This window comes from Pseudomonas sp. R-28-1W-6 (assembly GCF_009799925.1).
In the GTDB taxonomy this organism is placed as follows: Bacteria; Pseudomonadota; Gammaproteobacteria; order Pseudomonadales; family Pseudomonadaceae; genus Aquipseudomonas.
The window spans coordinates 732,346-756,292 of sequence record NZ_WELK01000001.1; the positions used below are offsets into that span (position 1 = coordinate 732,346).

23 protein-coding genes are annotated in these 23,947 nt (G+C 67.7%); 15 read left to right on the forward strand and 8 right to left on the reverse strand.

All coding sequences use genetic code 11. The features are described 5' to 3' along the window. Nucleotides 1–10: 10 nt before the first annotated feature. A complete protein-coding gene (locus tag F3I62_RS03335) occupies nucleotides 11–1,441 on the reverse strand; it encodes a coniferyl aldehyde dehydrogenase (RefSeq protein WP_160488252.1) in 1,431 nt (476 codons plus the stop codon). Between the two features lie 146 nt (nucleotides 1,442–1,587). Here F3I62_RS03335 and F3I62_RS03340 point away from each other — a divergent pair, with 146 nt between their 5' ends. The 5 genes from F3I62_RS03340 to F3I62_RS03360 all read left to right on the forward strand — a co-directional run bounded on the left by F3I62_RS03340 (nucleotide 1,588) and on the right by F3I62_RS03360 (nucleotide 8,169). Next, nucleotides 1,588–2,262: a TetR/AcrR family transcriptional regulator gene (locus F3I62_RS03340; RefSeq protein ID WP_160488253.1), complete on the forward strand. Its 675-nt coding sequence runs from the start codon at nucleotides 1,588–1,590 to the stop codon at nucleotides 2,260–2,262. An 81-nt stretch (nucleotides 2,263–2,343) separates the two neighbouring features. Next, the gene (locus F3I62_RS03345; protein WP_160488254.1) at nucleotides 2,344–3,738 is read left to right on the forward strand and encodes a diguanylate cyclase domain-containing protein; all 1,395 of its coding nucleotides are present in this window, start codon (nucleotides 2,344–2,346) and stop codon (nucleotides 3,736–3,738) included. A gap of 3 nt (nucleotides 3,739–3,741) precedes the next feature. Then, entirely contained in the window at nucleotides 3,742–5,070 is a 1,329-nt protein-coding gene (locus F3I62_RS03350; protein ID WP_160488255.1) for a glycosyltransferase family 2 protein, read from the forward strand. A 1-nt stretch (nucleotide 5,071) separates the two neighbouring features. Further along, the gene (locus F3I62_RS03355) at nucleotides 5,072–7,138 is read left to right on the forward strand and encodes a TolC family protein (protein WP_160488256.1); all 2,067 of its coding nucleotides are present in this window, start codon (nucleotides 5,072–5,074) and stop codon (nucleotides 7,136–7,138) included. Further along, nucleotides 7,135–8,169: an HlyD family secretion protein gene (locus F3I62_RS03360; RefSeq protein ID WP_160488257.1), complete on the forward strand. Its 1,035-nt coding sequence runs from the start codon at nucleotides 7,135–7,137 to the stop codon at nucleotides 8,167–8,169. The genes F3I62_RS03355 and F3I62_RS03360 overlap by 4 nt, the downstream gene beginning before the upstream one ends. On the opposite strand, the gene F3I62_RS03365 is transcribed toward F3I62_RS03360, so the two are convergent. Continuing rightward, nucleotides 8,106–9,143: a hydrolase gene (locus tag F3I62_RS03365; RefSeq protein ID WP_160488258.1), complete on the reverse strand. Its 1,038-nt coding sequence runs from the start codon at nucleotides 9,141–9,143 to the stop codon at nucleotides 8,106–8,108. The two genes, F3I62_RS03360 and F3I62_RS03365, sit on opposite strands and share 64 nt — an antisense overlap. Before the next feature lie 205 nt (nucleotides 9,144–9,348). On the opposite strand from F3I62_RS03365, the gene F3I62_RS03370 reads away from it, so the two are divergent. Then, nucleotides 9,349–9,753: a ribonucleotide reductase subunit alpha gene (locus F3I62_RS03370; protein WP_160488259.1), complete on the forward strand. Its 405-nt coding sequence runs from the start codon at nucleotides 9,349–9,351 to the stop codon at nucleotides 9,751–9,753. A 43-nt stretch (nucleotides 9,754–9,796) separates the two neighbouring features. Here the strand turns inward: F3I62_RS03370 and rsmD are convergent, their stop codons facing one another. Genes rsmD through F3I62_RS03385 form a run of 3 tightly spaced genes read right to left on the reverse strand, consistent with a single transcriptional unit; the run spans nucleotide 9,797 to nucleotide 13,235 of the window. Next, nucleotides 9,797–10,399, reverse strand: coding sequence for a 16S rRNA (guanine(966)-N(2))-methyltransferase RsmD (rsmD, locus tag F3I62_RS03375; RefSeq protein WP_160488260.1), 603 nt, complete (start codon nucleotides 10,397–10,399; stop codon nucleotides 9,797–9,799). Further along, nucleotides 10,399–11,874 carry a pitrilysin family protein gene (locus tag F3I62_RS03380; protein WP_160488261.1) on the reverse strand — a complete coding sequence of 492 codons (1,476 nt, stop codon included), beginning with the start codon at nucleotides 11,872–11,874 and terminating at the stop codon, nucleotides 10,399–10,401. Before F3I62_RS03380 ends, rsmD begins: the two co-directional genes overlap by 1 nt. Next, nucleotides 11,871–13,235, reverse strand: a complete 1,365-nt coding sequence (locus tag F3I62_RS03385; protein WP_160488262.1) for a pitrilysin family protein — start codon at nucleotides 13,233–13,235, stop codon at nucleotides 11,871–11,873. Before F3I62_RS03385 ends, F3I62_RS03380 begins: the two co-directional genes overlap by 4 nt. Before the next feature lie 138 nt (nucleotides 13,236–13,373). On the opposite strand from F3I62_RS03385, the gene ftsY reads away from it, so the two are divergent. From ftsY to rpoH, 4 genes are all read left to right on the forward strand, one after another. Next, nucleotides 13,374–14,918 (forward strand): signal recognition particle-docking protein FtsY, encoded by a 1,545-nt coding sequence (gene ftsY / locus F3I62_RS03390; protein WP_160488263.1) that lies wholly within the window; start codon nucleotides 13,374–13,376, stop codon nucleotides 14,916–14,918. Beyond that, a complete protein-coding gene (ftsE, locus tag F3I62_RS03395; protein WP_160488264.1) occupies nucleotides 14,915–15,583 on the forward strand; it encodes a cell division ATP-binding protein FtsE in 669 nt (222 codons plus the stop codon). The genes ftsY and ftsE overlap by 4 nt, the downstream gene beginning before the upstream one ends. Beyond that, complete coding sequence (gene ftsX / locus F3I62_RS03400; protein ID WP_160488265.1) at nucleotides 15,583–16,593, forward strand: permease-like cell division protein FtsX; 1,011 nt, start codon at nucleotides 15,583–15,585, stop codon at nucleotides 16,591–16,593. Before ftsE ends, ftsX begins: the two co-directional genes overlap by 1 nt. Nucleotides 16,594–16,706: 113 nt before the next feature. After that, a complete protein-coding gene (gene rpoH, locus F3I62_RS03405) occupies nucleotides 16,707–17,561 on the forward strand; it encodes an RNA polymerase sigma factor RpoH (RefSeq protein WP_160488266.1) in 855 nt (284 codons plus the stop codon). A 234-nt stretch (nucleotides 17,562–17,795) separates the two neighbouring features. Here the strand turns inward: rpoH and mtgA are convergent, their stop codons facing one another. After that, complete coding sequence (mtgA, locus tag F3I62_RS03410) at nucleotides 17,796–18,533, reverse strand: monofunctional biosynthetic peptidoglycan transglycosylase (protein WP_160488267.1); 738 nt, start codon at nucleotides 18,531–18,533, stop codon at nucleotides 17,796–17,798. A 70-nt stretch (nucleotides 18,534–18,603) separates the two neighbouring features. Here mtgA and F3I62_RS03415 point away from each other — a divergent pair, with 70 nt between their 5' ends. From F3I62_RS03415 to F3I62_RS03435, 5 genes are all read left to right on the forward strand, one after another. Continuing rightward, nucleotides 18,604–18,975, forward strand: coding sequence for a DUF423 domain-containing protein (locus F3I62_RS03415; RefSeq protein ID WP_160488268.1), 372 nt, complete (start codon nucleotides 18,604–18,606; stop codon nucleotides 18,973–18,975). Nucleotides 18,976–19,097: 122 nt separating this feature from the next. Then, on the forward strand, nucleotides 19,098–19,298 hold the full coding sequence (thiS, locus tag F3I62_RS03420) for a sulfur carrier protein ThiS (RefSeq protein WP_160488269.1): 201 nt from the start codon (nucleotides 19,098–19,100) through the stop codon (nucleotides 19,296–19,298). Between the two features lie 20 nt (nucleotides 19,299–19,318). Next, nucleotides 19,319–20,110 (forward strand): thiazole synthase, encoded by a 792-nt coding sequence (locus tag F3I62_RS03425; RefSeq protein WP_160488270.1) that lies wholly within the window; start codon nucleotides 19,319–19,321, stop codon nucleotides 20,108–20,110. A gap of 9 nt (nucleotides 20,111–20,119) precedes the next feature. Then, the gene (gene trmB, locus F3I62_RS03430; RefSeq protein WP_160488271.1) at nucleotides 20,120–20,839 is read left to right on the forward strand and encodes a tRNA (guanosine(46)-N7)-methyltransferase TrmB; all 720 of its coding nucleotides are present in this window, start codon (nucleotides 20,120–20,122) and stop codon (nucleotides 20,837–20,839) included. Nucleotides 20,840–20,990: 151 nt separating this feature from the next. Continuing rightward, a complete protein-coding gene (locus F3I62_RS03435; RefSeq protein WP_160488272.1) occupies nucleotides 20,991–22,334 on the forward strand; it encodes a DUF1329 domain-containing protein in 1,344 nt (447 codons plus the stop codon). Nucleotides 22,335–22,400: 66 nt separating this feature from the next. On the opposite strand, the gene F3I62_RS03440 is transcribed toward F3I62_RS03435, so the two are convergent. Together F3I62_RS03440 and yrfG are read right to left on the reverse strand one after the other, a co-directional pair. After that, nucleotides 22,401–22,877 carry a hypothetical protein gene (locus F3I62_RS03440; protein WP_160488273.1) on the reverse strand — a complete coding sequence of 159 codons (477 nt, stop codon included), beginning with the start codon at nucleotides 22,875–22,877 and terminating at the stop codon, nucleotides 22,401–22,403. Between the two features lie 315 nt (nucleotides 22,878–23,192). Next, nucleotides 23,193–23,855: a GMP/IMP nucleotidase gene (gene yrfG, locus F3I62_RS03445; protein ID WP_160488274.1), complete on the reverse strand. Its 663-nt coding sequence runs from the start codon at nucleotides 23,853–23,855 to the stop codon at nucleotides 23,193–23,195. Nucleotides 23,856–23,947: the final 92 nt, after the last annotated feature.

The following is a 23,947-nucleotide window of genomic DNA, read 5'->3' on the forward strand; positions in this document are numbered from 1 at the left end:
CCGCAGACTCTTAGCGCACGAACAGTTTGTGGATCAGCTTCTGGATGCCGGTGCCATACGGCGGGTAGATGAACTTGGCGGCGTTGAAGCGCTGCTTGATGAGCACGCCCTTGGCCTTGCTGAAGGTGAGGAAACCTTCGTGGCCGTGGTAGTGGCCCATGCCTGAGGGGCCGATGCCGCCGAACGGCATGTCGTCCTGGGCCACGTGCAGCAGGGTGTCGTTGAGGCACACGCCGCCGGAGTGGGTCTCGTGCAGCACTCGCTGCTGCTCGGCCTTGTCGTAGCCGAAGTAGTACAGCGCCAGCGGGCGCGGGCGCTGGTTGACGTAGGCGAAGGCGTCGTCGATGCGCTGGTACGGCACGATCGGCAGCAGCGGGCCGAAGATCTCGTCCTGCATCAGGGTCATGTCGTCGCTGACATCCAGCACCAGGCTGGGGCCCATGCGCCGGCCCTGGTCGTCGCCGAGCAGCGGGATGACCTGCGCCCCCTTGCTTTCGGCGTCGCTGACATAGCCCTGGAGGCGGCCCAGCTGGCGCTCGTTGATGATCGCGGTGTAGTCCGGGTTGTTCGCCAGCGTCGGGTAGAAGCGCTGCACCACGTTGCGGTAGGCGGCGACGAAGCCTTCCACGCGCGCCTGCGGTACCAGCACGTAGTCCGGCGCCACGCAGGTCTGCCCGGCGTTCATGGTCTTGCCGAAGGCGATGCGTTCTGCGGCGTCGGCCAGCGGCACGTCGGCACTGACGATGGCCGGCGACTTGCCGCCCAGCTCCAGGGTCACCGGCACCAGGTTGTCGGCGGCGGCGCGCATCACGTGCCTGCCGATGCTGGTCGAGCCGGTGAACAGCAGGTGGTCGAAGGGCAGGCGCGAGAACGCCTGGCCGACCTCGGCCTCGCCCAGCACCACGCTGACCATGTCCTCGGGGAAGACCTTGGCCAGCAGCTCCTTGACCAGCTGCGAGGTGGCCGGGGTCGACTCGCTCATCTTGATCATCACCCGGTTGCCGGCGGCCAGGGCGCCGATCAGCGGGCCGAAGGCCAGGTACAGCGGGTAGTTCCACGGCACTATCACGCCGACCACGCCCAGCGGCTGGTAGACCACCTTGGCGCTGGCCGGCTGGAAGGCCACGCCGACCTGGCGGCGCGAGGGCTTCATCCACTTGCCCAGGCGTTTGCTGGCGTAGTCGATGCCGTGCAGGCTGGGCATGATCTCGGCCAGCAGGGTTTCGTCGGCCGAACGGTTGCTGAAATCGCGGGACACCGCCTCGATCAGCGCCTGCTGCTCGTCGACGAGCATCGCGCGCAGGGCCTTGAGCCAGGCGCGGCGCTGCTCGGCGGCGGGCATCGGGTTGGCGCGGAAGGCCGCGCGCTGGGCGGCGAGCAGCGGCTCCAGCTGGTTGATCTGTTGCTGGCTCTGCTGAAGGTAGGCGATGTCGGCGACCATGGCGCGAAGTCCTCGGGATGCGGAATGAAACAACCAAGGTTATTTTTAGAGTAATTGCTCTAAACTGTCAAACCGTTAATCCGGCAGTCGTCAGCGCGGGTGCTTTGCCTGTACGTTTGCCACTTCGCCAACCTTCGAGCCGCAGCATGGCCCCGAAAAACAAAACCCGCGAGCGCATCGTCGAGACCAGCCTGGAGCTGTTCAACGCCCAGGGCGAGCGCAGCGTGACCACCAACCACCTGGCCGCGCACCTGGGGATGTCCCCCGGCAACCTGTACTACCACTTCCGCAACAAGCAGGCGATCATCGCCGAGCTGTTCGCCCAGTACGAAAGCCGCGTCGACAGCTTCCTGCGCCTGCCGCCGGGGCGGGTGCTGACGGTGGACGACAAGACCTTCTACCTCGAGGCCCTGCTGGCCTCGATGTGGCATTACCGCTTTCTCCACCGCGACCTCGAACACCTGCTGGAGGCCGACCCGCAGCTGGCCGAGCGCTACCGCGCCTTCGCCCAGCGCTGCATGGTCCAGGCCCAAGGCGTCTACCAGGGCTTCGTCGATGCCGGCATCCTGCAGATGACGCCGACCCAGGTCGAGGCGCTGACCCTCAACAGCTGGATCATCATGACCTCCTGGGTGCGCTTCCTCTGCACCACCTACGGCAGCCACGGCGACCTCAGCCAGGACCTGCTGCGCCGCGGCATCTACCAGGTGCTGGCGCTGGAGGGCGGCTATGCCAGCGCGCAGGCGCGGCCGGCGATCGAGGCCCTGCAGCAGCGGCTGTTCGTGCCGCTGGACGGCCATCTTGATGGCGCTGCCGGCTGATCCGGGTCATGCCTTGTCGTATCGAATAATGTGATACTGAGCACATTCCGGGGTTAGTCCTCGATCCGTCATGGGATGTGCATGTCCGATACCTTGCCCCGTGTTGCCGTCCTCCGCTGGGAGCCGCAGGCACAGTCAAACAGTGCCGTGGTGGTGTTTACCAGCGTCGAGGCCCTGCTGGCGCAGCCGCCGTTCGATGTGCTGCTGCTTGATCTGCCCAGCGCCGATGCCGGGCAGGCCTTGCGCCGACTGCGTCGTGCCGAGGCCTATCATTTCAGCCTGATCTACTGCACCCAGGAGCCCGATGCCTGGGGCCAGGCCCTCGGCGACGGCAAGGCGCCGGCCAACCTGGCGCTGCTGGAGCCGCTGTGGCGCCTGTGGCGCGAGCGGCTGGCGCTGTTCAACCGCGGGCGCCTGCCCGAGCGCCTGGAGAGCCGCGTGCTGGCCTGGCTGTGGCTGCGCCCCAAGGCGCAGTTGCGTGCCCTGGGCGATGCCGCCTGCGCCCAGCATTACCGCTATCCCCTGGTCGAGGCGCTGGCCGGCGAGGAAGGCTTCAATGCCCACGGCTGGCTGCAGCTGATGCAGCAGAAGGACTGGCTGGAGGCCACCGAGCTGCTGGACCGGGTGCGCCTGTGCGGCAGCTGCGGCTCCGGCCGCCTGAATTACGTGGACGTCTGCCCGGAGTGCCACGCCCTGGATATCGTCCGCCAGCCGTCCCTGCACTGCTTCACCTGCGGCCACGTCGGCGCCCAGGAGGAGTTTCTCAAGGACGGCGTGCTGATCTGCCCGAACTGCTACAGCCGCTTGCGGCATATCGGCAGCGACTATGACCGGCCGCTGGAGAACTATCGCTGCCGCGCCTGCCAGGCCTTCTTCGTCGATTCGGCGGTGGATGCGCGCTGTCTCGATTGCGGCGTGGTGCACAGCCCCGATCGCCTGCGGGTGCGCGAGGTGCGGCACTTCCAGCTCTCGGAAAGCGGGCGCCTGCGCTGTCACCAGGGCCTGGAAGGCAGCAGTGCGGCGGACGCCTATTTCCAGCGGCTGAACCTGACGGGCGAGGCGGGCTTCCATGAGTTGCTCGGCTGGCAGCTGGCGCTGATCAGGCGCTATGGCGAGCCCGGCTTCTCCCTGCTGGGCCTGCGCGTGGACAACCTCGACCAGGTGTTCGCCGAGCTGGGCGAGATGCGCGGCCATGCGCTGATCGATGCGCTGGTCGAGCGGGTCCAGCAAATCATCCGCGATACCGACCGCTGTGCCCGCAGCAGCGAGGATGTGCTGTGGATGCTCCTGCCGCGCACCCCGGCAGCCGGCCTGCAGCGCCTGCAGGAGCGTCTGCTGGAGGGCGCGCAGCGGGTACAGAACGACGCGCTGCAGCAGATCAACCTGCGCATGGTCGGCTTCACCGCCCCCGAGGACATGCAGGCCGAGGAGGATGCGCCGCTGCTGCTGGCGCGTCTGGCCACGGGGTTGAACTGAAGCATGGATTTCGTCGGGCAACTGGTCGATCTGATTACCGCACTGAGTGCGCCGGACGGACTGTCACGGCTGTTTCTCATGCTGTTTCCGTTCTTCCTGCTGTTCGAGCTGCCGCTCAATGTGCTGGTGATGCTCGGCGTGCTGCGCTGGTTCGCCCGCCAGCGCAGCCTGGTGCCGTACCAGTCGCTGTACCGGCCGCGGGTGTCGTGCATCATCACCTGCTACAGCGAAGGCATGGACGTGCAGAAGACCCTGCTCAGCCTGTGCGAGCAGACCTATCCGGGGCATATCGAGATCGTGCCGGTGGTCGATGGCGCCGCGGCCAACCAGGAAACCCTGGCGGCGGTGCGCGGCTTCAAGCTCGACCCGCGGCTCTACCCGCGTCGCCACCTGCGGCCGATCGCCAAGTGGCAGCGCGGCGGCCGGGTGTCTTCGCTGAATGCCGGGCTGGCGCTGTGCTCGGGCGAGATCATCCTGGTGCATGACGGCGATACCTCCTTCGACAACAACATGGTCAGCGCCATGGTGCGGCATTTTGAGGACCCCAATGTGCCGGCGGTGGCCGGCAGCCTGCGCGTGCGCAACGTCTGGGCCTCGCTGACCACGGCGATCCAGGCCCTGGAGTACCTGCTGTCGATCCACATGGCGAAGATCGGCCTCAGCGAATGGAACCTGGTCAACAACGTGTCCGGTGCGTTCGGCGCGTTCCGCCGCAGCTTCATCGAGCGCGCTGGCGGCTGGGACACCCACACCGCCGAAGACCTGGACATCACCCTGCGCATCAAGAGCTACTTCGGCCGCTACCGGAACCTGCGCATTCCCTTCGAGCCGGAAGCCATCGGCCATACCGATGCGCCGGTGACCTTTCGCCAGTTCCTCATGCAGCGCCTGCGCTGGGACGGCGACCTGCTGTTCCTCTATGTGCGCAAGCACCCGGCCAGCATCACGCCGCGCCTGATGGGCTGGAGCAATTTCATCATGACCCTGATCAGCGGCTTCTTCTTCCAGCTGGTGCTGCCGTTCATCATCCTCGGCTACAGCCTGTTCGCCCTGCTGGTGCTGCCCTGGGAGACCCTGGCCCTGCTCGGCACCCTGGTCTACCTGCTGTACCTGCTGATCACCCTGCTGCTCTACCTGTGCATGCTGGGGCTGATCTCCGAGCGGCCGCGGCAGGATCTGCGCCTGGCGGTGCTGGTGCCGGTCTTCCCGCTGTTCATGTTCGTCATGCGCTGCTGGAGTGCGGTGGCCATGCTCAATGAGCTGCTGCGTCGCGGTCACGAGGAAACCAGCATGGCGCCCTGGTGGGTCATCAAGAAGGCAACGAGGTTCTGAGATGCGGCGTGTCTGGCTGACGACTTTGCTCTGGCTGAGCCTGCCGCTGGCGGCGCAGCCCCTGCCCCTGGCGCAACTGCTGGAGCGCCTCGAGCAAGGCCCGGCGTTGCAGCAGGCCGCGCAGCAGTTGCAGGCGGCGCAGGCCGAGCAGGCGCTGCGCGAGGCCGAGCAGGGCTGGAGCCTGTTCGGCAGCGCCAGCACTGGCGACTACCGCGACCTCGACACCGTCGGCGGGGCGGAAACCTACGACGATTTCGTCGGCCAGGACTATCAGCTGGGCCTGCGCTACCCGCTGCTGGGCAGCCTCAAGCGCCAGGTCGAGGCGATCAACAGCAGCCGTTCGACGGTGCAGCAGCAACAGCTGCAGCTGGCCCTGCAACAGGCCGAGCAACGCCTGCTGCTGCGCGGCGCCTATGCCGACTGGTGGGCGGCGCAGGCCGTGCACCAGTGGTGCGGGCAGCTGCAGGCGGTGGCCGGCGCCGCGCAGGCCAGCCTGGATGCCCGCTGGCGTGCCGGCTGGCTGCGCACCTCGGCCGCGCAGGACAACCGCAATGCCTGGCGGGCCCTGCAGCGCCAGTGCAGCGACAGCGCCGCGCAGCAGGCCGAGGCCCAGGCCATGCTCGCACTGCTGGTGCCCGTGCCCACCGCGGCCAGCGCCCAGGCCGACGCACTGGCCAGCCAGCCGCAGGGGCTGGAGGCGTGGCGCGCGGCGCTGACCCGCCATCCGCGCCTGAGCCAGCGCGAGCAGGCCCTGCAGCTGGCCGAGGCGCAGCGCGATAGCCGCTGGTACGACAGCGTCGACTCCAGCTTCAGCCTGGCCCAGTCCCTGCAGGACCGTAACGACTACCGGCGCAATGGCGATGGCCTGGTGGCCAGCCTGGCCTTTGCCATGCCCTTCGACCTGCTCGGTGCCGACCAGGCCCGCCAGCGTATGGGCGAGGCCAATTACCGCGCGGCGCAGCAGGCCCTGGCCGCCGAGCGCCAGCAGTTGCAGTTCAGCGCACTCAAGGGGTTGCGCGCCTACCGGCAAAGCCTCGATGCGCTGCAGGCCAGCCTGGAGCGGGTGCCCCAGGCCGAGCAGCTGTGGCATGAGCGCCAGGCGCGGCGCGGTGTCGACGGCGAAGAGGGGCTGCTGGCGCTACTGCAAGCCGAACGGGGCTATCAGGCCGCGCTGCTCGGCCGGATCCAGGCCTGGCATGCCGCCTGGCTGCGCGAGGCCGAGCTGCGCCTGCTGCTGGACGATCAGGCCGAGCTCGGCCAGCTGCTGGGCGGTGCCCGTCTGCACTGGCCGCAGCAGGGCAGTGCGGCGGCGACCTGGAGCCAGGGCGTGTATATCTGGGACAGCCGCGCCCTGCTCGATCCGCAGCGGCGCGCGGGCGAACTGCAGCGCCTGCAACGCAGCGGCATGCGCCAGCTGTATGTCGGCCTGAGCGCGGCCCAGGTGCGCGCCGAGGGCGATACCGAGCCGGCGCTGGCGGCCTTGCTGCAGGCGGCCGAACCGCTGGGGCTGCGGGTCAGCCTGCTGCTCGGCGAGCCGAGCTGGATTACGCCGCAGGGCCGGCCCGAGCTGCTGCACCTGCTGCAGCGTTACCGCCAGCTGCCGTTTGCCGGCCTGCATCTGGACCTGGAGGTCGAGCAGCTGGGCTGGCCGGTGCCGCCCGAGCGCCTGCAGCAGTGGCTGGACACCCTGGCCGCGGTGGCCCGGCACAGCCCCTGGCCGCTGGCGATCTCCAGCCATCCGCGCTGGTTCGAGGCGCGGGCTGCCGATGCGCCCTGCGTTCCCTGTGGCCTGGAACAGGTCGAGCAGATCAGCCTGATGATCTACCAGCGTGATCCGCGGCGCAGTTCAGCCGCCGCCACGGCCATCGCCTCACGCTGGCCGCAGCTGCGTTTTCGCCTGGCGCAGAGCGTCGAACAGGAACTGCAAGGCAGCCTGAGCTGGAAAGGCGCCAGCGCCGCACAACTGCAAACACAGGTGGCGGCCTGGCAGCCCGAGCTGTCAGCCGCCGGGATTGCCGGCATCGACTGGCAAGACTGGCAGGACTATCCGCACCAGGAGTTTCCATGAAGATTCGCTTTACCGGTGACAAGGAACGCAACCCCACCCAGGAGGCCGGCCTCAAGGTGCTCTATGCGCCGGGCAAGCGCATGGCCTTCCGCCTGCGCTGGTACCTGATCCTGCTACTGATCAGCAGCCCGCTGCTGTGGTTCTTCGGCCGCCTGGGCGTCGGCTACCTGCGGGTCGAGGCGCCGGCGCAGATCCAGATGCCGGTGGTCGAGCTGCGCGCCCGCGAGGCCGGCACGGTGGCCGATCTACCGGTCAAGGCCGGCGATCACGTGCAGCGCGGCCAGCTGCTGCTGCGCCTGGACAACCCCGAGTGGCGCCTGCGCATCCAGCAGCTGCAGCCCGGCGAGGTGCCGGCTGCCGGCTCGCCGTCCACCCAGGCGCAGCAGTTGCAGCAGCGCGCCATCGAGCTGGCTCGCCAGCGGGTCGCCCAGGTCCAGGCGCTGCTGGCCCAGGGCGCGGCGACGCGCGGCGAGCTGTTCGCGGCCCAGGCTGAGCTGAATAGCCAGCAGCAGGCTCTGCTCGACCTGCAGGCGCGCCAGCGCGTCCAGCGCAGCCAGGCCGAGGGCGATCCGCTGCAGCTGCTGCGCGAGGAGCGCGAGCGGCAGTGGCTGCAGTCGCGGCTCGAGGGGCTGCAGTTCAGCGCCGGCGAGGACGGTCGGGTCGCCGAGGTGCTGGTCGGCAGCGGCGAGAATGTCGGCCCCGGCACCTTGCTGATGCGCCTGGAGCGCTCCGCCGAGCCGCTGCTGCTGATCTACCTGGAGCCGCGCTTCGCCGCGTATGCCGAACCGGGGCACGGCCTGGAGGTGCGCATGCCGGATGGCAGCTGGCAGACCGCACGCGTGCTGCAGGCGGCCGACAGCGCGCGGCGCCTGCCGGCGGGCATGCAGAAGCCGTTTACCGTCAGCCAGATGGGCCTGCTGGTGCCGGCCGAGTTCGACCGGCCGCTGCCGCCGCTGTGGCGGGTCGATCAGCTGCCGCTGAAGGTGCGCTTCCCCCACGACTGGTCGCGGTTCGTCGGGCTCGACGACTGAGCCACCAGCCACTGCGGAATGCGCCGCTCCAGGTAGTAGTCCGGTTGCGCAGGCGAGCCGCCGATAAATCCGACGTGGCCGCCGCGGGCGTGCAGTTCCAGGCGGGTGCTGGTCGACAGCTCGTGGGCCCGGGGCACGCTGTGGCGAAAGACGAAGGGGTCGTCGCCGGCCTGGATGATCAGGGTGGGGGTGCGGATCTCGTCCAGGTAGAAGCGGCTGGACGCCCGGCGGTAGTAGTCATCGGCGTCGGCATAGCCATGCAGCGGCGCGGTGAAACGGCCGTCGAAGTCCCAGAAGGTGCGCATGCCGTGCAGCGGGCCCAGGCTCTCCAGGGCGGCCAGGCGTTCGTGCTGGCCTTCCCGGCTGAAGCGCTGCTGCTTGTCGCGCACATAGGCGACCAGCGCGCGCATGAAGTGCGCTTGGTAGACCTTGGAAAAGCCCTGGTCGATGCGCTCGGCACAGTGGTCCAGGCGAAACGGCACCGAGACCGCCACCGCCGCCTGCAGGCCTGAATCCTCGCCGCTTTCACCTAGGTACTTGAGCAGCACATTGCCGCCCAGCGAATAACCCACCGCATGCAGCGGCGCCTGCGGGCGCCGGGCCTGCAGGTGGCGGACCACCCGCGCCAGGTCTTCGCTGACGCCCGAGTGATAGCCGCGCGGCAGCAGGTTGGGTTCGCCCGAGCAGCCGCGCCAGTTCAGCGCCACGCTGGCCCAGCCGCAGGCGGCGAGCTGCTGCTGCAGGCCGAGCACGTAGTGCGAACTGGACGAGCCGGTCAGCCCGTGCAGCACCAGCACCAGCGGGGCGCTGGCCGGGTGCGGGTCGTGCCAGTCGAGGTCGAGGAAGTCGCCGTCCTCCAGCCACAGGCGTTCGCGCGTGCGCTCGAGTTGCGGCGCGCTGCGGCACAGCGAGCCCCACAGGGTCTGCAGGTGCGGATTGCGCAGCCACCAGGCGGCGTGGAAGGAGTTGGGCATGACGGGCTCGATAACAAAGGGCTTATGGATTCAGGCTAGAACCTGGGCGCGGCAAAGAGAAGGACTATGCATGGATTGAATGCAGCGCCGTGGCACTCGCTCTGGTCCGGCGTCTATGTCTTAAGAGATATGGTCAAGTCGCCGGCAGTGGTTACAGTGCAGGTTGTGCTCTCGCTCAACTTTTTGCCCTCAGGAATGCCATGCGATGAATATCACCCAGTTTGCCGATTTGCTCAGTGCTGCCCGGGGGCAGGCGGAACCCCAGCGTCTGCTGTTCGTGTTCGTGGCCGCGCAATTGCCGGATGACGCCACGGAGGCGGAGCGCCAGCGTTTTCAGGAGGGGCAGGGCGGTTCGCTGCAGCCGGTGCTGTGCGTCGACAAGCTGCCGGAGGAAATCGACGACTTCGCCGCCCTGCTGGGCGAGTCCGGGCGGACCGGCATCGCCTGGGACCTGCTGTTTGCCGCTGGCCTGTCCGGGCGCGGCGGCATCGCGCCGAGCGCCGACGAGGCCGAGCAGCCGCTGAAGATGATGGTGGGGGCCATCGAGAGCGGCAGCATCGGCAACTTCCTGGCCTTCGACCGGGACGGCCAGGCGGTCGCCTTCTACTGAGGGTTGTGAACGGATCGCTGGCCTGCTGCGGCCTTCTATTTTTTCACAGCCCCTGAGTGGCGCCGCGCTGCCACAGCGCGTAGTACACCTGGCCGGCCTTCTGCTCGCGGTGCAGGCGCCAGTTGCCGGGCAGGGCCAGGGTCGAGGGCGCCGCCTCGCTTTCGGTGTAGATCCAGGCGTCCTTGGCCAGCCAGCCTTTGCCTTCGAGCAGGGCGCAGGCCGGCTCCAGCAGGTTCTGGCCGAACGGCGGGTCGAGGAAGACCAGGTCGTAGGGCGTGGCCGCCTGGTTCTCCAGATACTGCAGGGCGTTGGTCTGCAGCAGCTGGCCATTGCTGCATTTCAGCGTGGCCAGGGTCTGCCGCAGGCTGGCGATGGCGCTGTGGTTGCTGTCCAGGGCCAGGGCGCCGCTGGCGCCGCGCGACAGGGCTTCCAGGTACAGCGCGCCGCTGCCGGTGAAGCAGTCCAGCACCTGGGCGCCGGCGACATAGGGCGCCAGCCAGTTGAACAGCGTTTCGCGCACCCGGTTCGGCGTCGGGCGCAGGCCGTGGGCCATGGGGAAACTGAACTGGCGGCTGCGCCATTCGCCGCCGATGATGCGCAGTTGGCCGCTGCCGGCGGGTTCGGGTTTGTGGCTGGGCTTGCGCATCAGTGCTCCGGGATGCCGGCGGGTGGCGCGGCAGGTTTGTCGGTGGGCGGCGGCAGGTCTTTCTGCGCCACGCTCGGGCCGGCGGTGACGATCACCAGGGCCTGCGGGTCGAGGTGCTTGGCCATGGCGGTTTTCACCTGTTCCACGTTCAGCGCCTGGATTTCGGCCATGAAGTCTTCCAGGTAGGTCAGCGGCAGGTCGTAGAAGCCCATGGCGCCGAGCTGGCCGACGATATCGGCGTTGCTCGCGGTGGACAGCGGGAAGCTGCCGGCCATTTCGCGCTTGGCGTCGTCCAGTTCCTTCTGCGTCGGGCCGTTGGCCAGGTAGTCGGCGAGGAGGTCCTGCACCAGCTTGAGGGTGCCGGCGCTCAGTTCGGCGCGGGTCTGCAGGTTGATCATGAACGGCCCGCGCGCCTGCATGGCGCTGAAACCGGAATACACGCCGTAGGTCAGCCCGCGCTTCTCGCGCACTTCTTCCATCAGCCGGGTGCCGAAGCCGCCGCCACCGAGGATCTGGTTGCCCAGGGTCAGCGCGGCGTAGTCCGGGTTGCGGCGGTCGATGCCGAGCTGGGCGAGCAGCAGGTGGGTCTGCTGCGAGGGGAACTCGATATGGCTGAGGCCGGGCTTGGGTGCCTCGGGCTGGGCGATCTTGGCCAGCGCCGGGCCCTTCGGCAGGGCGGCGGATACTTCGGCGGCCATGGCCTCGGCTTCGCTGCGGGAGAGGTCGCCGACCAGGGCGATCACCACGTTGCCGGCGGCGTAGGCCTGCTGGTGGAAGGCGCGTAGCTGGGCGGTGCTAATGCTTGGGACGGACTGCTCGGTGCCTTCGCTCGGGTGGGCGTAGGGGTGGCTGCCGTACAGGCGCTCGAACAGCTGGATGCCGGCCAGCTTGCCCGGGTTCTGCTTCTGGTATTCGAAGCCGGCCAGCAGCTGGTTCTTGATCCGCGCCAGGGAGTCTTCGGGGAAGGTCGGCTGGCCGATCACCTGTTCGAACAGTTCGAGCGCCGGCTCGCGCTGTTCTTTGGCGCTCAGGCTGCGCAGGCTGGCGATGGCCATGTCGCGGAAGGCACCGTTGCCGAACTCGGCGCCCAGGCTCTCGAAGCCTTCGGCGATGGCGGTGACGTCCTTGCCCGGCACTCCCTCGTTGAGCATGCCGTTGGTCAGCGCGGCCAGGCCGGGGACGCCGTTGTCCTGGCTGCTGCCGGCGGCGAAGGTCAGACGCAGGTCGAACATCGGCAGCTGGCGCGCCTCGACGAATAGCACCTTGGCGCCTTCGGCGGTCTGCCAGGTCTGGATTTCCAGCTGGCGCCGGCTGAGGGCCTGGCCATCGAGGCTGGCGAGGGATTCCAGCTGGGTGCTTTCGGTTGCCGCTGCGGGCGCCTGGGCGCTGCGGTTGGCGATAAAGCTCAGCAGGCCGACCAGCAGCAGGGTGATGAGGCCGACGATGGCATAACGCATACCGTTGCGTTCACTCATGGCTGGGCTCCTTCACGGCTGGTTTCCTCGGGCAGTACGTGGGCCACGCTCAGGCGGCTGCGGGTGAAATAGGTTTGCGCGGCCTTCTGGATATCGGCGGCGGTCACCGCCTCCAGGGCGGCGAGGTCCTGGTCCATCAGGGTCCAGGACAGGCCGACGGTTTCCAGTTCGCCGATGGTGGTGGCCTGGCTGGTGATCGAGTCGCGCTCGTAGACCAGCCCGGCGATCACCTGGGCGCGTACCCGTTGCAGTTCCTCGGCGCTCGGCGGGTTGTGCTTGAGGTCGTCGAGCTGGCGCCACAGGCCGGCTTCGACCTGCTCCAGGGTCTTACCCTTCTGCACGTTGGGGGTGGCGGTGAGGATGAACAGGCTGTCGCCACGGGCGAAGGCGTCGTACCAGGACGAGGCGCCGGACACCAGTTCCTCGCCGCGCTCCAGGCGGGTCGGCAGGCGGCCGCTGTAGCCGCCGTCGAGCAGGGCGCTGATCAGGCGCAGGGCGTGCACCTCGCGCGCGTCCTTGGCGCTGGCCAGGCCGGGCACGTTGAAGGCGTAGAGCAGGCTCGGCAGCTGGGTCTTCACATGCAGCTTGATCCGCCGCTCGCCGGGTTCGGCCAGTTCGCGCGGGGCCTTGGCCGCCGGCACGGGACGCTGGGGGATGGCGCCGAAGTAGTGCTCGGCCAGCCGCTGCACCTCGTCCTTGCCGACATCGCCGACCACCACCAGGGTGGCGTTGTTCGGCACGTACCAGGTCTGGTACCAGGCGCGCAGTTCCTCGACGCTCATGCGCTCGAGGTCGGCCATCCAGCCGATGGTCGGCGTGTGGTAGCCGCTGGCGGGATAGGCCATGGCCTTGAAGCGCTCGTAGGCCAGGGCGCTCGGCTTGTCGTCGGTGCGCAGGCGGCGCTCTTCCTTGATCACCTCGATCTCGCGGGCGAACTCGTCGGCCGGCAGCTTGAGGCTGGCCAGGCGGTCGGCCTCCAGTTCGAAGGCCACGGCCAGGCGATCGCGCGACAGCACCTGGTAGTAGGCGGTGTAGTCGTCGCTGGTGAAGGCGTTCTCCTCGGCGCCGAGCTCGCGCAGGATGCGCGAGGCCTCGCCGGGGCCGAGCTTGCGGCTGCCCTTGAACATCATGTGCTCGAGGGCGTGGGACAGGCCGGTCTGGCCGGGTGTCTCGTAGCTGGAGCCGACCTTGTACCAGAGCTGGGAGACCACCACGGGGGCGCGGTGATCCTCGCGGACCACGACCTTGAGGCCGTTGGCCAGTTTGAACTCGTGGGTGGCCTGGGTTGCGGCGGCGTGCGCCAGCGGCGCACAGAGGACAGTAAGCAGCAGGCCGGCACAGCGGCGGGCTAGTCGATTCATCGATTCGGGACCTGTCGGACAGCCCGGGCGGTCGTACCGCCGGCGGGCGAAGAGGTGCTAGGATACCCCATCCTTTTCCGGGGCGGCGCGGTGGCTGTATCAGCCTGTTGCGCGGCTCATTTGAGATGCAAGCGACCCATGTTTGGTTCCAACGACGACAAGAAGTCGCCAGCCCCGGCTGGCAAGGCTCCGGCCGAGGCCGGAGAGAAGAAATCGCTGTTCGGCTGGCTGCGCAAGAAGCCGCAGGATGAGCCGGCTACTTCGGCACCCGTCGCGACTGCGCTGGATGCCACGGCGCCTGCTGCACCGGTCGAGCCCGTAGCCCCGTCTGTTCCGCTCGATACCCCGGCAGCGCCGGTTTCCGTCGCGCCTGCCGCGCCGCCGCTTGCGGCAGCGCTCGTCGAGCCTGCTGCTGTGCCGGTATCGGTGGAAGCGCCTGTCGAACCGCTGGCGGTCGAGCTCGTTGCCGCGCCTGCGCCGATCGAAGTCGTCCCCGCGCCGGTTGCCGAAGTACCGGCCAGCACTGCGCCTGAGCCGAGTGTCGTCGCCGTACCAGTCGCGCCAGCCCCTGCAGCGGTCGCCGCTGCAGCTCCCGCCGCAGGCGAGCCGGCCAAACCGGCCTTCTCGCGCTTCCGTATCAATGCCGGCGCCGAAGTCACCCATGCGGTGCACGAGCCGGTGGCCGAGGTCTTCGTGCCGGTCGAGCCCGAGCCGGCGCCGCAGCTGGAGCAGAACAAGCCCGGCGACAACCAGGGCGGCTGGTTTGCCCGCCTCAAGCAGGGCCTGTCGAAGACCAGCGCCAGCCTGGGCGAGGGCATGGCCAGCCTGTTCCTCGGCAAGAAGGCGATCGACGACGACTTGCTCGACGAACTGGAAACCCGCCTGCTGATGGCCGATGTCGGCGTCGAGGCCACCACCGCCATCGTGCAGAGCCTGACCAAGCGCGTGGCGCGCAAGGAGCTGGCCGACAGCGATGCGCTGTACAAGGCGCTGCAGGAAGAGCTGGCCGGCCTGCTGGCGCCGGTGGAGAAGCCGCTGCTGGTCGACAGCGGCAAGCAGCCCTATGTGATCCTGGTGGTTGGCGTGAATGGCGTGGGCAAGACCACCACCATCGGCAAGCTGGCCAAGAAGCTGCAGGGCGAGGGCAAGAAGGTCATGCTGGCCGCCGGCGACACCTTCCGTGCCGCCGCCGTCGAGCAGCTGCAGGTGTGGGGCGAGCGCAACAACATCGCGGTGATCGCCCAGCACACCGGCGCCGACTCCGCCTCGGTGATCTTCGACGCGGTGCAGGCGGCCAAGGCTCGTGGCATCGACGTGCTGATCGCCGACACGGCCGGGCGCCTGCACACCAAAGACAACCTGATGGAAGAGCTGAAGAAGGTCGGCCGGGTGATCGGCAAGCTGGACGAGACGGCGCCGCACGAAGTGCTGCTGGTGCTGGACGCCGGCACCGGACAGAACGCCATCAACCAGACCAAGCAGTTCCACCAGACCGTGGCTCTCACCGGCCTGGCCCTGACCAAGCTGGACGGCACCGCCAAGGGCGGGGTGATCTTCGCCCTGGCCAAGCAGTTCGGCCTGCCGATCCGCTATATCGGCGTCGGTGAGGGTATCGACGACCTGCGCACCTTCGTCGCGCAGGACTTCGTCCAGGCCCTGTTTGCGGAGAAGGAGCGCGCATGATTCGCTTTGAGCAGGTCGGCAAGCGGTATGCCAACGGCCATGTCGGGTTGCACGAACTGAGTTTCCGCGTGCGCCGCGGCGAGTTCCTCTTCGTCACCGGCCATTCCGGTGCCGGCAAGTCGACCCTGCTGCGCCTGCTGCTGGCGATGGAGCGGCCGACCACCGGCAAGCTGCTGCTGGCCGGGCAGGACCTGTCGACCATCACCAATGCGCAGATCCCCTTCCTGCGCCGGCAGATCGGCGTGGTGTTCCAGAATCACCAGCTGCTGTTCGACCGCAGCGTGTTCAACAACGTCGCCCTGCCGCTGCAGATCCTCGGCCTGTCCAAGGAAGAGATCAGCAAGCGCGTCGGCGCGGCCCTGGAACGCGTCAGCCTGAGCGACAAGGCCGAGCAGTCGCCGGCCGACCTGTCCACCGGCCAGCAGCAGCGTGTCGGCATCGCCCGTGCGGTGGTGCATCGTCCGGCCCTGCTGCTGGCGGACGAACCCACCGGCAACCTCGATCCGCGCCTGGCGGCGGAGATCATGGGTGTGTTCGAAGACATCAACCGCCTGGGCACCACGGTGCTGATCGCCAGCCACGACCTGTCGCTGATCGCCCGCATGCGTCACCGCATGCTGACCCTGCAACGCGGCCGCCTGATCGGCGACGGAGAGGCCAGCTGATGAGCGAGAGCCAACGCAACCCCAAGGCCGCCGAACGCGTCGGCGCGGTCAAGGCCAAGGCCGACAAGCCGGTCGACCACGGCCCGGACTTCACCACCCTGCTGCACGCCTGGCTGGAAAGCCACCGCACCAGCCTGCTCGACAGCCTGCGCCGTCTGGCCCGTCAGCCGATCGGCAGCTTCTTCACCTGCCTGGTGATGGCCATTGCCCTGTCCCTGCCGATGGGCCTGTCGCTGCTGCTGGACAACGTCGAGCGCCTCGGCGGCTCCTGGCAGCGCGCCGCGCAGATTTCCCTGTACCTGCAACTGGAAACCAGCGACGCCGCCGGCCAGCAGCTGCGCGACGAAATCGCCGGCATGGGCGATGTGGCCAGCGCCGAGTGGATCAGCCGCGAGCAGGCCCTGGCCGACTTCCAGCAGCAGTCCGGCCTCGGCGAGGCCCTGCGCGAGCTGCCGGACAATCCGCTGCCCGGCGTGGTGGTGGTGACGCCCAGGGAAGTCGACAAACCGACCCTGGAAGCGCTACGGCAGAACCTTTCGGAAATGCCCGGGGTGCAGCAGGCCCAGCTGGATTTGCTGTGGGTCGAGCGCCTGTCGGCGATCCTCAAGCTCGGCGAGCACTTCGTCTTCGGCCTGACCCTGCTGCTGGTGCTGGCCCTGCTGCTGGTGATCGGCAACACCATCCGCCTGCATATCGAGAACCGCCGCAGCGAGATCGAGGTGATCAAGCTGGTCGGCGGCACCGATGGCTACGTGCGTCGGCCCTTCCTCTATATGGGCGCGCTGTATGGCGTCGGCGCCGGCCTGCTGGCCTGGGCCGTGCTGGTGTTCGGTCTGGACTGGCTGAATGCCGCAGTGGTGCGCCTGGCTGGCTTGTATGGCAGCGACTTCGCCCTGGCCGGGGTGCCGGCCGACGATGCCCTGTCGCTGCTGCTCGGCGCGGTGCTGCTGGGCTATATTGGCGCCTGGCTGGCGGTGGCCCGACATTTGAGCGAGCTTGCGCCTAGATAGTTAAGCTATTGTTTTTATTGATATTTATAGACTGTAAAGGAACTTTTCCAAGCCCTTGCAGTCATAGGCCGCAGTGCTACACTGCTGGCCGATTTGAAAGTTGGAGGTTTTTCATGACCACAGCCCTGCAACCTGTCCATGCCCTGGTCCCCGGTGCGAACCTGGAGGCCTACGTGCACGCGGTGAACAGCATTCCCTTGCTGACCCCCGAGCAGGAGCGCGAGCTGGCCGGTAGCCTCTTCTATCACCAGGATCTCGAGGCCGCCCGGCAGATGGTGCTGGCGCACCTGCGTTTCGTCGTGCATATCGCCCGCAGCTACTCCGGTTATGGCCTGCCCCAGGCCGACCTGATCCAGGAAGGCAACGTCGGCCTGATGAAGGCGGTCAAGCGCTTCAACCCGGAAATGGGCGTGCGTCTGGTGTCCTTCGCGGTGCACTGGATCAAGGCCGAGATCCACGAGTTCATCCTGCGCAACTGGCGCATCGTCAAGGTCGCCACCACCAAGGCGCAGCGCAAGCTGTTCTTCAACCTGCGCAGCCAGAAGAAGCGCCTGGCCTGGCTGAGCAACGATGAAGTGCACGCCGTGGCCGAGAGCCTGGGCGTCGAGGCGCGTGAAGTGCGCGAGATGGAAAGCCGCCTGTCGGGCCACGACATGGCTTTCGATCCGGCCGCCGATGACGATGACGACAGTGCCTTCCACTCGCCAGCCCATTACCTGGAAGACCATCGCTACGACCCAGCCCGCCAGCTGGAAGAGGCAGACTGGAGCGACAGTTCCACTGCCGGCCTGCACGAAGCCCTGGAAGGCCTCGACGAGCGCAGCCGCGACATCCTCTACCAGCGCTGGCTGGCCGAGGAGAAGGCCACCCTGCATGACCTGGCCGCCAAGTACAACGTCTCCGCCGAGCGCATCCGCCAGCTGGAGAAGAACGCCATGAACAAGCTGAAAGGCTCGATCCAGGCGTAAGCGCCATGCTTCGAAGAAGCCGCACCCAGGTGCGGCTTTTTTATGTCCGTTGATTTTCTGTTGAGGGTTGCGGGCCGTGCTTTGCTTTCGGGGTGCTCGATGCCTGCATCTGGGCAGGTTCCGTAGGGTGCGCCGTGCGCACCAAGGGCCTGCGCGTGGCTGGTGGTGCGCCCGTTGCACCCTGCGCAGAGCAGGGCCACGGCGCCTTGCCGATCAGCCTGTGGCATCTGCGCCTCAGGGGCGCGGCAGCCACTGCGGCCACCAGTCCGGCAGCGGCCGGGCGATCTGGTTGAGGTAGTGGCTGCCGCCCAGCTGGTAGCTCTGCTGGCGAATCCAGTTGGCCCGGCGGCTCACGTGCGGGCCCGGACGGCGCGGGTTCCAGGCGCGCGGATTGGGCAGCACGGCGGCCAGCAGGCAGGCCTGCTGGCGCGACAGGTAGGGCGCGCCGGTGCCGAAGTGGTGGCGCGCGGCAGCTTCCGCGCCGAACACGCCGTCGCCCCACTCGACGCTGTTGAGGTACACCTCGAGAATCCGCTGCTTCGGCCAGAGCAGCTCGATCAGCCCGGTGAGCCAGGCCTCCAGGGCCTTGCGCGGCCAGCTGCGGCCGGACCAGAGGAACAGGTTCTTCGCCACCTGCTGGCTGATGGTGCTGGCGCCGCGCAGGGTGCCGCCGTTGCCGTTGTGCGCGAAGGCCTGCTGGATGGCGGCCAGGTCGAAGCCCCAGTGCTCGGCGAACTTCTGGTCCTCGGCGGCGATCACCGCGATCTTCAGGTCGTCCGGCAGCTCCTGCCAGGGGCGCCAGCTGCGTTGCAGGTCGATTGGCTGGCCGTCGACCCAGGACTCGATCTTGCGCTCGACCATCAGCGCCGTGCCCGGCGGATCGATCCAGCGCAGGGCGAGCACCAGCAGCGCCGAACCGACGGCGAACCAGAGCAACAGTTTGGACAGGCGGCGAAACAGGCGACGGAGCATGGGCTGGCTTGGCCGAAGGGAGTGGGCGGGCCATTATAGCGGCCGCATTGGGCTTGTCCGGGAGTGAATCATGTTACGAGTCTTTCTGTTGTTGGCGGCCTTCGCCGGTTTTACCGGGGTGGCGCTGGGCGCCTTTGCCGCCCACGGCCTCAAGGCGCGCCTGAGTGCCGAGTACCTGGCGGTGTTCCAGACCGGCGTGCATTACCAGCTGATCCACGCGCTGGCCCTGTTCGGCGTGGCGCTGCTGCTGCAACGCCTGCCGAGCGGCCTGCTGCAGGCCGCCGGCAGCCTGTTCGCCCTGGGCATTCTGCTGTTCTCCGGCAGCCTCTACCTGCTGACCCTCAGTGGCATCGGCAAGCTCGGCATGATCACCCCGCTGGGTGGCCTGGCCTTTCTCGCCGGCTGGCTGTGCCTGGGCCTGGCGGCCTGGCGTGCGGCCTGACCTGCGGCCGATGGCAGGGTGGTTGGCGGCGCTATCATGCGGATGAATGGCGTCCTTTTACCTTGGTCACTGTCGGTGATCGGGCTAGAATGCCGACCCTTTCATGTTTTGACTGCCCAGCCATGTTTATCCAGTTGAACGGCGAACCTTTCGAACTGCCCGCTGGCGCAACCGTCGCCGAGCTGCTGGTGCGCATGCAACTGACCGGCAAGCGGGTGGCAGTCGAACTCAACCTGGACATCGTGCCGCGCAGCCAGCATGCCGCCACGGTCCTGCACGACGGCGACCAGCTGGAAGTCGTCCACGCCATCGGCGGCGGCTAGTCCGCCCGCGAGGAGTTGCCATGAGCGCCATCATCGACAAGCCATTCACCCTGGCCGGCCGTACCTACGAGTCGCGCCTGCTGGTGGGCACCGGCAAGTACAAGGACCTCGAGGAAACCCGCCTGGCCATCGAGGCCTCGGGGGCCGAGATCGTCACCGTGGCCGTGCGCCGGACCAATATCGGGCAGAACCCGGGCGAGCCCAACCTGCTCGATGTGATCGACCCGCAGCGTTACACCATCCTGCCCAATACCGCCGGCTGCTATGACGCCGCCGAAGCCGTGCGCACCTGCCGCCTGGCCCGCGAGCTGCTCGACGGCCACAAGCTGGTCAAGCTGGAAGTACTGGCCGACCAGAAGACCCTGTTCCCCAACGTGATCGAGACCCTCAAGGCCGCCGAAGTGCTGGTCAAGGACGGTTTCGACGTGATGGTGTACACCAGCGACGACCCGATCATCGCCCGCCAGCTGGCCGAGATGGGCTGCATCGCGGTGATGCCGCTGGCCGGCCTGATCGGCACCGGCCTGGGCATCTGCAACCCGTACAACCTGCGCATCATCCTCGAAGAGGCCAAGGTGCCGGTGCTGGTGGATGCCGGCGTGGGTACCGCCTCCGACGCCACCATCGCCATGGAGCTGGGCTGCGAGGCGGTGCTGATGAACAGCGCCATCGCCCATGCGCAGAACCCGGTGCTGATGGGCGCGGCGATGAAGCACGCGATCATCGCCGGGCGCATGGCCTACCTGGCCGGACGCATGCCGAAGAAACTCTATGCCAGCGCCTCGTCGCCGCTGGATGGCCTGATCAAGTAAGAGAACCCGATGAGTGAACTAGTCGAGCCGGCAGAAGACGGCGCAGTCGAGCGTCCGCACCGCGGCATCAAGAGTTTCGTCATGCGCTCCGGGCGGATGACCGAAGGCCAGCAGCGCGGCCTCGATCTGGGCTGGCCGCAGTTCGGCCTGCAACTGGAAGACGGTCTGCGCGATTTCGACCAGGTGTTCGGCCGCAGCGCGCCGCGCACCTTCGAGATCGGCTTCGGCATGGGCCATGCCACCCTGGAGATGGCCGCCGCCGCCCCGGAGCAGGATTTCATCGGCGTTGAAGTGCACAAGCCCGGCGTCGGCGCGCTGCTCAACGGCATGCTCACGCAGAACCTGAGCAATATCCGCGTGTACAGCTGCGATGCCCTGGAAGTGCTGCGCGACTGCGTGGCCGATGCCAGTCTCGATCGCCTGCTGCTGTTCTTCCCGGACCCCTGGCACAAGTCGCGTCATCACAAGCGTCGCATCGTCCAGCCGACCTTTGCCGAGCTGGTGCGGCAGAAGCTGAAGATCGGCGGCGTGCTGCACATGGCCACCGACTGGGAGCAGTATGCCGAGCACATGCTGGAAGTGATGAACGTGGCCCCCGGCTACCGCAACCTGGCGGCCGACGGGCGCTGGGTGGAGCGCCCGAGCGAGCGCCCGGTGACCAAGTTCGAACGCCGCGGCGAGCGCCTCGGCCACGGTGTCTGGGATCTCAAGTTCCAGCGCATCGACTGATTCAACACCCCTGTGGAACAGGGCAAAACTGACCGGGACCACCCGGCGCCAGGACGGCGTTTCACCTCACCCGATAGCTATCTGCAAGTGCGGCCTACACTGGCTTAGAAAAAGAACAGCGGCACGCATGACGTGTCGCGAGGAGATCGCTGTGTTGAGAACCATTGCAATTCTGCTGTTGGCAGCCGCCGCGCTGCCCGCCCAGGCGCGGGTCGATGCCGCCCAGGCCGCCCGTCTCGGGCAGGATCTGACGCCGCTTGGCGGCGAGCGCGCGGCCAATGCCGCCGGCACCATCCCCGCCTGGGACGGCGGCCTGGCCACCCCGCCGGCCAACTACCAGCCGGGCATGCACCACCCCGACCCCTATGCCGGCGACGCCCAGCTGTACCGCGTCGATGCCAGCAACCAGGCGCAATACAAGGCCCTGCTGGCGCCGGGTTTCCAGAAGCTGCTGGAGGATCATCCCGGCTACTTCCTGCGGGTGTTCCCGACCCACCGCAGTGCCGCCTCGCCGCAGCGCATCTATGACGCGACCCGTTACAACGCCAGCAATGCCAGTCTGATCTCCGGTGGCAACGGTGTCGAAGGGGCGGTGGCCGGTATTCCGTTCCCCTTCCCGCAGAACGGCACCGAGGCGATCTGGAACCACATCATGCGTTACCGTGGCGACCAGGCGCGCATGGTCACCAATCAGGCTGCGGTGCTCAACAGCGGCAGCTACATCCTGCTCAAGCGCGAGCGCGACCTGCTCTCGGTCTATGGCCGTGAGGGCATGACCCCGGGCGAGCTGGACAACACCCTGTTCTTCTACAAGTACGTGGTCACCGCGCCGAGCAAGCTGGCCGGCTCCTCCCTGGTGGTACAGGAGACCCTCGACCAGGTCCTGGCCATCCGCAAGGCCTGGCGCTTCAGCCGCGGCGAGCGCCGCGTACGCCGCCTGCCGATGCTCGCCTACGACTCCCTGCAGCCGGACACCAACGGCATGGCCACCGCCGACGTGGTCGACGCCTACAACGGCGCGCCGGACCGCTACGAGTGGGAGCTCAAGGGCAAGCAGGAAATGCTCATGCCGTACAACAGCTACGCCGTGCACCAGAAGGGCATCCCCTACGAGAACATCCTCCAGGAGAAGAGCGTCAACCCCGAGCTGCTGCGCTACGAGCTGCACCGCGTGTGGGTGGTCGAGGCCACTCTGCGCAAGGGCCACAGCCATCCCTATGCCAAGCGCCGCTTCTACCTGGACGAGGACAGCTGGCAGATCCTCGCCGTCGACCTGTACGACAAGAGCGGTACGCTGATCGGCCTGCAGGAAGCCCATCCGATCAGCTACTACGACGTGCCGGCGTTCATCAGCACCCTGGAGACCATCTACGACTTCAAGGGCGACCGCTACTTCGTCGACGGCCTGGACAACAACGAGCCGATGTACGACTTCAACGTCAAGCTGAGCAAGGGCGACTTCACCGCCGCCGCGCTGCGCCGCGAAGGGATCTGACCCGCCCGCGGCAGTCAGTACCCTAAAGAACAAGGCCCGCATTCTGCGGGCCTTGTCGTTTCTGCATCAGCGGTGCTTCTTGTGCCACCTGTCCTTCTTGTGGCCGAGGGCGCGGCCCGGGTGTTCGTCGTGATCGTGGTAGTAGTAGCCGCCATCGCGGTAGCGGCGGCCGTCGTGATCGTGGTCATCGCCATCGCCATAGGCGTTGCCCAGTGCGCCGCCGGCGCCACCGCCGACCGCCGCACCGATCACCCCGCCGGTGCTGCCGCCGATCTGGCTGCCGATCACCTGGCCGCCGGCAGCGCCCAGGCCGCCGCCGATGGCCGCCTCGGTGCGGCTGCCCTTGTCGGCGCCGACCGCACTGCCGGCCGCGCCGCCTACGCCGGCCCCTATGGTGGCGCCGGTACTGCCGCCGATCTGCTCGCCGACCACGGTGCCCAGGGCGCCGCCCAGGGCGCCGCCGACGCCGGCCTCGGTGTTGCTGGCGAACGCGCCGGTGCTGGTCAGGCTCAAGGCCAGGAGGAGCAGAGAGGAATACTTCATGGATACCAAAACCTCTGAGGAATGACGCGCGCATCCTGCCAGCGTTGTGCTGTCGGACAAGTACCGCTGGTCCGGTCTGCGCGGCGCCTCACGATCGTGCAAAAAAACACTGCCGCCGGCGAACTCCAAGGGCCGCTGCCGGTCAGCAGAAGCTGGCCCGGCGCGGCACACCTAGCAGGCAGTTGAAAAACGTTGGCGAGGCAGTCGGCGCAAGGCAAAAACAGGCGAAAAAGCGCAGTTTACGAGCTGTAAATGAGCATTTTGAGCCTGTTTTTAACGCCGCGATGGCAACGCAGGTAGTTTTTCAGCAGCCTGCTAGAGCCCGGCGCAGAGCTGGCGATAATCCTCGACCGCGGCGAACTCTTCGGTGTCCTTGGCCGCCTTGCGGCTGTCCGGCTGGCGGATCGCCAGCAGGTGGCCGACACCGAACTGGCGGGCGCTGCGCAGGATCGGCAGGCTGTCGTCGATGAACAGGCTGCGCGCCGGCTCGAAGGGGAAGTCCTGCTGCAGGGCGTACCAGAACTGCTGGTCTTCCTTGGGGAAGCCATAGTCGTGGGAGCTGATCAGGCGGTCGAAGTAGGGCGCCAGCTCGACCCGCTCCAGCTTCAGCGACAGCGAGTCGCGGTGCGCGTTGGTGATCAGCACCACCCGCTTGCCCGCGGCGCGCAGGGCCGCGAGGAAGGTATCGGCATCCGGGCGCAGGGCGATCAGGTGGGCCACCTCGCGCTTCAGCTCGCGCACCGACAGGTTCAGCTCGCGGCTCCAGAAGTCGGTGCAGTACCAGCTCAGCTTGCCGGCGTGTTCCTGGAACAGCGGCAGCAGCTCGGCTTCGGCGGCGGCCCGGTCGATGCCGTGCAGCTCGGCATAGCGCTGCGGCAGGTGCTCCAGCCAGAAGTGGTTGTCGAAGTGCAGGTCGAGCAGGGTGCCGTCCATGTCCAGCAGAACGCTGTCGATGTCGGTCCAGGGCAGCAGGGGCATGGCGAATTCTGGCGTGAAGGGTGAACGGGCGTGCGTGGATGCAATATCCACCACGGACAATCGTGATGGCCGGGGTATGATACTCGTTCGTT